Below are 4,841 nucleotides of genomic sequence, written 5' to 3'. Positions count from 1 at the left end.
CCCACGCACAGCAACCGTGCCGCGGCCCTGCTGCAGCTGGGCCGCTTCGAGGCGGCGGCCGAAGCGGCACGCCGGGCCGCCGAACTCGCGCCGGCCTTTCCCGACGCGTGGAACAACCTGGGCTCGGCCCTGGTGAAGCTGCGCAGCAACGCGGCGGCATTGGAAGCCTACGACCGCGCGCTGGCGCTCAAGCCGGTGTGGGCCGACGCGCACAACAACCGCGGCGTGGTGCTGGACGTGCTGCGCCGCCACGGCGAGGCCGCCGCCGCGTACGCGCAGGCGCGCGCCATCGAGCCGCAGTACCGTGGCGTGCAGAGCGCGCAGGTGTTCGCGCTGCGCAAGGCCTGCATCTGGCCGAAGCCGGGCGACGCTGCCGACCCCATCGCCGCCATGCAGGCCGAGTTCCTGGACATGCCGCGCCAGGGCCGCATGATCGCGCCCTTCGTGCTGCTGGCGGTGTCGCAAGACCCCGCGCTGCACCTGGAGGCGGCGCGGCTCTACACGAAGCTCAAGTACCCCACGGCGCCGCGCCCGCTGTGCGCCGGCAACGAGGCCTATGGGCACGCCAGGGTGCGCGTGGCCTATCTCTCGGCCGACTTCCACAGCCACGCCACCGCCTACCTCATGGCGGAGCTGTTCGAGCTGCACGACCGCGAAGCCTTCGAGTGGTGGGGCATCTCGTTCGGCCCGCCCGCGCCCAACGATCCCATGCGCCGGCGGCTGGAGCACGCGTTCGACCACTTCATCGAGGTCGGCGACCGCACCGACGCGCAGGCGGCGCAGCTGCTGCGCGAACTGGAAATCGACATCGCCGTCGACCTGAAGGGCTACACGCAGGACTGCCGCCCCGGCATCCTGGCGCACCAGCCGGCGCCGCTGCAGGTGAACTACCTGGGCTTTCCCGGCACGCTGGGCGCGGACCACTTCCAGTACATCGTGGCCGACCCGGTGGTGATCCCGCCGGGGCACGAGGCGTTCTACACCGAGAAAGTGGTGCGCCTGCCCGACAGCTACCAGTGCAACGACCGGCAGCGCGCGATCGCCGAACGCACGCCTCCGCGCGCGGAACTCGGCCTGCCGGAACACGGTTTCGTGTTCTGCTGCTTCAACAACAACTACAAGATCACGCCGGACGTCTTCAGCCTCTGGATGGACCTGCTGCGGCAGGTGCAGGGCAGCGTGCTGTGGCTGCTGGAAAGCAATGGCGAGGCAGCAGGCAACCTGCGGCGCGAGGCGCAGCTGCGCGGCATCGACGCGGACCGCCTGGTGTTCGCGCCGCACGCGCCGCTGCCCGAACACCTGGCGCGCCTGCGCCATGCCGACCTGTTCCTGGACACGTTGCCCTACAACGCCCACACCACCACCAGCGATGCACTGTGGGCCGGCGTGCCGGTGCTCACCTGCATCGGCCGCGCATTCCCGGGACGGGTGGCGGCCAGCCTGCTGATCTCCTGCGGCCTGCCCGACATGGTGATGCCCGACGCCGCCAGCTACGCCGCCGCCGCATTGCGCTTCGCGCGCGAGCCGCAGGCGTTGGCCGAAGTGCGCGAGCGCCTGGCCCGCAACCGGCTCACCGCGCCGCTGTTCGACACGGCGCGGCTGCGTCGCAACCTGGAAGCGGCCTACCTGGAGATGCAGCGGCGCCAGCGCGCAGGCCTGCCGCCGGCGGGGTTCTCGGTCTAGACCAGCGCCGAATTCAAGGCAGCCGCGCCATCAGCCGGTCCTGCAGCCGCGTCCTGCCCGGCATCATGCTGCGGGCCTGCGCCATCAGCTTGCGCTTCTTCAGCTCCCAGCGCGCCTGCTTCATCATCGGCCCGAAGTCGGCCGTCTGGCGCAGACGGTCGCGCTTGGACAGCAGCAGGGCGCCGACCAGCACCGCGCCGAGCGCCGCCAGCATGGTGCCACCGCGCATCGAACGCGCCATGCCGCTGGCCAACTGCGGCGTGCGCGGGGCGATCAGCTGCAGGCGCCGGCGCGTCATCTGGCCGCCCAGCTCATCGAGTTCGGCGGTCAGCATCTTCTCGGCGCGCGGCAGCAGCACGGTTTCCTCGTCGGCCACGTGGTGCACGATCTTCTGCATCAGCTCGTACAGCGTGCGGTCGAAGCCAGCGTGGTTGGCGTCCAGGCCGCGCAGGGTGGCGATCAGCGCCTTGATCTCCTGGTGCTCGGGCTCGCTCTTCTTTACCGATTCGTCGTCGCTCACGCGGCGCATGGCGGGATAGAAGATCTCTTCCTCCAGCTGCGCATGCACTTCCACGGCCAGGCAGATCTGGTCGGCCAGGCCCTTGCGCACGCGCGCCGACAGCGACGGCTCGTACTTGTGGAAAACGGCCATCACGTGCGTGTGGTCCAGGCGAATCATCTTGGTAATGGAGGTCATGTTTGCGTTCTTCCTTGTGTGGGTGTCGTCGGTTGTTGTCGATCCTGTGCGCTTCAGCGCGCCGCGCGCGGGCCGCCGCGCCGCATCCAGGCCGGCGCCAGGGGGCTGTGCCGCGCGAGCAGGTAGCTCCCGCTCAAGACCGTGGTGGCGGCGGCCACCACGCCGCGCGCGCTGAACGAGCGCACGAGGCTGCTTGCCAGTTCACCGCCGCGGGAAGCTGCCAGCTGCAGGCGACGCCGCGCCATGCGCGCGCCCAGGTCCTGCAGCTGGCCGGGAATCAGCCGCTCGGCCGCGGGCAGCAGCACCGTTTCCTCGTCGGCCACGTGGTGCAGCACCAGCCGCATCAGCTCGAAGAAGGTCTCGTCGAACACCGGGTCGGAGGCCACCATCTGCCGCAGCCGCGCCATCAGGGTGCGCATCTCGCCGTGCTCCACCGGACTCTTGCGCACCATGTCGCTGTCCATCGCCAGCGCAAGCGCCGGATAGAAGATTTCCTCTTCCAGCTGCGCGTGGATTTCCAGCGCCAGGCACACGCTGTCGGCCAGCCCGCGCTTGAGCCGCGTGGAGGACGCCGGTTCGTACTGGTGGAAGGTCGCCAGCACGTGCATATGGTCCAGCCGGATCTGGTTGGTCGCGCTTGGCGAGATCTGGTTGAGAAGGGAAGTCATGTGCACGCGGCCATCGAAGCGATAGCGTCATTTGGCCGCGCAGTCCCATGCACCCATGTCGGACGGCGGCGCGTCTTGTCCGGGCAAACGCTGGTGCAGGGCTAGCGTTCCGGCCAGGCGCGGCAGGGCCTGGCCGATGAGCTCGGCGGCAGGCTGAGCAGTGGCTTCCGCGAAGTCAGCGGAACGGCCGCACCAGGCCGATCGCGTTGCCCTCCGGGTCGCGGACCATCGCGAACCGGTAGGCGTCGGCGTCGGTGGGCTCCATCAGCCGGCTGCCGCCCGCCGCCACGGCGCGGGTGATGGCGGCGTCCAGGTCGTCCACTTCCAGGTAGAAGGCGTGGCCGGGCGCCATGCCCGGCACCTTCGCGTCGGCCTGGCCGATGCCGCCCAGCAGAGGCTGCATGCGCACCGGGAAGCGGATGTAGGCAAAGCCGGACTCGCCCTCCATGTACTGCCAGCCGAACACCGCGGTGTAGAAGGCCTGCATGGCGCGCTGGTCGCGCGCCATGATCTCGAACATCACGCCCGGGTGGCGGTTGGGTACGGCCGGCGCGCTCATCCCACCGCTCCCGCGCCAGCGGCCAGGCCTGTAGGCATGCCGCCTTGCGCCTGCACGTACTCGTAGCTCGGGCCCACGGTCTGGCCGTTGCCGGCGTCGGTGGACATCAGCGCCACCGCCAGCACGCGCAGGTCGTACATCAGGCCGATGGCGCTGTCCAGCCGGCGCGGCTGGCCGTTGAAGGTGTCGTGCAGCGCGTTGAGCAGGGCGCTGTAGTTGTAGGCGAACTGTTCGATGCGGGTGCGCGCCTGCGTGCCCACCGCGAAGTCGGCGATCTTGCAGTTCGGCCTGAGCGGCCACACGCCGGCCGCGTCGAACGGGATCGGGTCGCCGGCATAGGCGAAGCCGGTGGGCGTGGCCACGATGGACTTGCCGGCCGCGATCTCGCCGAACTTGTAGTAGTGCGCCGGATCGTCGGGCGACTCGTACGGCGTGGCCGAAGTGCCTTCGCCTTCCAGCTTGATGATGTCGATGGCGGCGCAGGCGCTGTCGCAGCCGGTGATGGGGAACAGCTTGTCCGCCGGGAACCACGTCGACGACACCACCTGCGGCGGCGCCGTGCCGACGGTGAAGATGGACGGGCCGAGCTTGCGGATCTGCTCCTTGATGGCGTCGTAGAACTCGCCGATGGTGGCGAACTCGGGCTCGGGCTGGCCGGCGCCCAGCAGCCTGGTGCGCACGGGGACCGGGTGCTCCGGCTCCTCGATGGCCATGAAGACGTCCTTCACCAGCTTGATCGAAAACGCCTCGATGCCCACTTGCAGCCCGCCGGCCACGTGCATCGGCAGCGGGCCGGGGTAGCGCGGGATGAAGCCGCGCTGGTTGATCGCCGGCTTGCCGCCGATGGCGATCAGGACGTTGGCGGAAATGCTCATGTGCAGCATCTCCTGGACCACGATGCCGCGCAGCAGCTTGGCGATGCGCTGGTTGGTGCCCGGCTTGAGCGACAGCAGCGCGGTGAGGTAGGGCGGGATCGTGCTGTGTTCCAGCTCGACGGCTTTCTGCAGGTAGCGGTGCAGTTCCTCGGGCGTGGTGGCGGCCCGGATGCCGCGGATGACTTCGCGTTGCAGCTTGATCATGGCTGGTTCCCTCCGTTGGATGCGGCGCCGCGCCGCTGCTGCTCGCGCAGGAAGGCGGTCTTGCCGCCTTCCTCGCTGGGCAAAGGCTGCGGCCCGGCGGGCGCGGCGGCCTGGGGCGCTGGAGCGGCTGGCGGGGCCGGCGAGGGCGCGGGCGG

At 70.1% G+C, this 4,841-nt stretch carries 5 protein-coding genes; 1 reads left to right on the top strand and 4 read right to left on the bottom strand.

The genetic code is table 11. From position 1 onward, the window contains the following. The coding region (locus H0U68_RS21740; RefSeq protein ID WP_296358990.1) for a tetratricopeptide repeat protein at positions 1-1,683 on the top strand (1,683 nt) is incomplete at its 5' end. Positions 1,684-1,696: 13 nt separating this feature from the next. Here the strand turns inward: H0U68_RS21740 and H0U68_RS21735 are convergent. The 4 genes from H0U68_RS21735 to H0U68_RS21720 all read right to left on the bottom strand — a co-directional run bounded on the left by H0U68_RS21735 (position 1,697) and on the right by H0U68_RS21720 (position 4,686). Continuing rightward, the gene (locus tag H0U68_RS21735; RefSeq protein WP_296358989.1) at positions 1,697-2,380 is read right to left on the bottom strand and encodes a hemerythrin domain-containing protein; all 684 of its coding nucleotides are present in this window, start codon (positions 2,378-2,380) and stop codon (positions 1,697-1,699) included. 53 nt (positions 2,381-2,433) lie between these two features. Next, positions 2,434-3,048 carry a hemerythrin domain-containing protein gene (locus H0U68_RS21730; protein ID WP_296358988.1) on the bottom strand — a complete coding sequence of 205 codons (615 nt, stop codon included), beginning with the start codon at positions 3,046-3,048 and terminating at the stop codon, positions 2,434-2,436. A 175-nt stretch (positions 3,049-3,223) separates the two neighbouring features. Continuing rightward, entirely contained in the window at positions 3,224-3,607 is a 384-nt protein-coding gene (locus H0U68_RS21725; RefSeq protein ID WP_296358987.1) for a VOC family protein, read from the bottom strand. Continuing rightward, positions 3,604-4,686 carry a ferritin-like protein gene (locus H0U68_RS21720; protein ID WP_296358986.1) on the bottom strand — a complete coding sequence of 361 codons (1,083 nt, stop codon included), beginning with the start codon at positions 4,684-4,686 and terminating at the stop codon, positions 3,604-3,606. The genes H0U68_RS21725 and H0U68_RS21720 overlap by 4 nt, the downstream gene beginning before the upstream one ends. Between the last annotated feature and the right edge of the window lie 155 nt (positions 4,687-4,841).

It is taken from the genome of Ramlibacter sp., assembly GCF_013697775.1.
GTDB lineage: Bacteria > Pseudomonadota > Gammaproteobacteria > Burkholderiales > Burkholderiaceae_C > Ramlibacter.
This window is presented reverse-complemented; position numbering and strand designations above follow the sequence as displayed.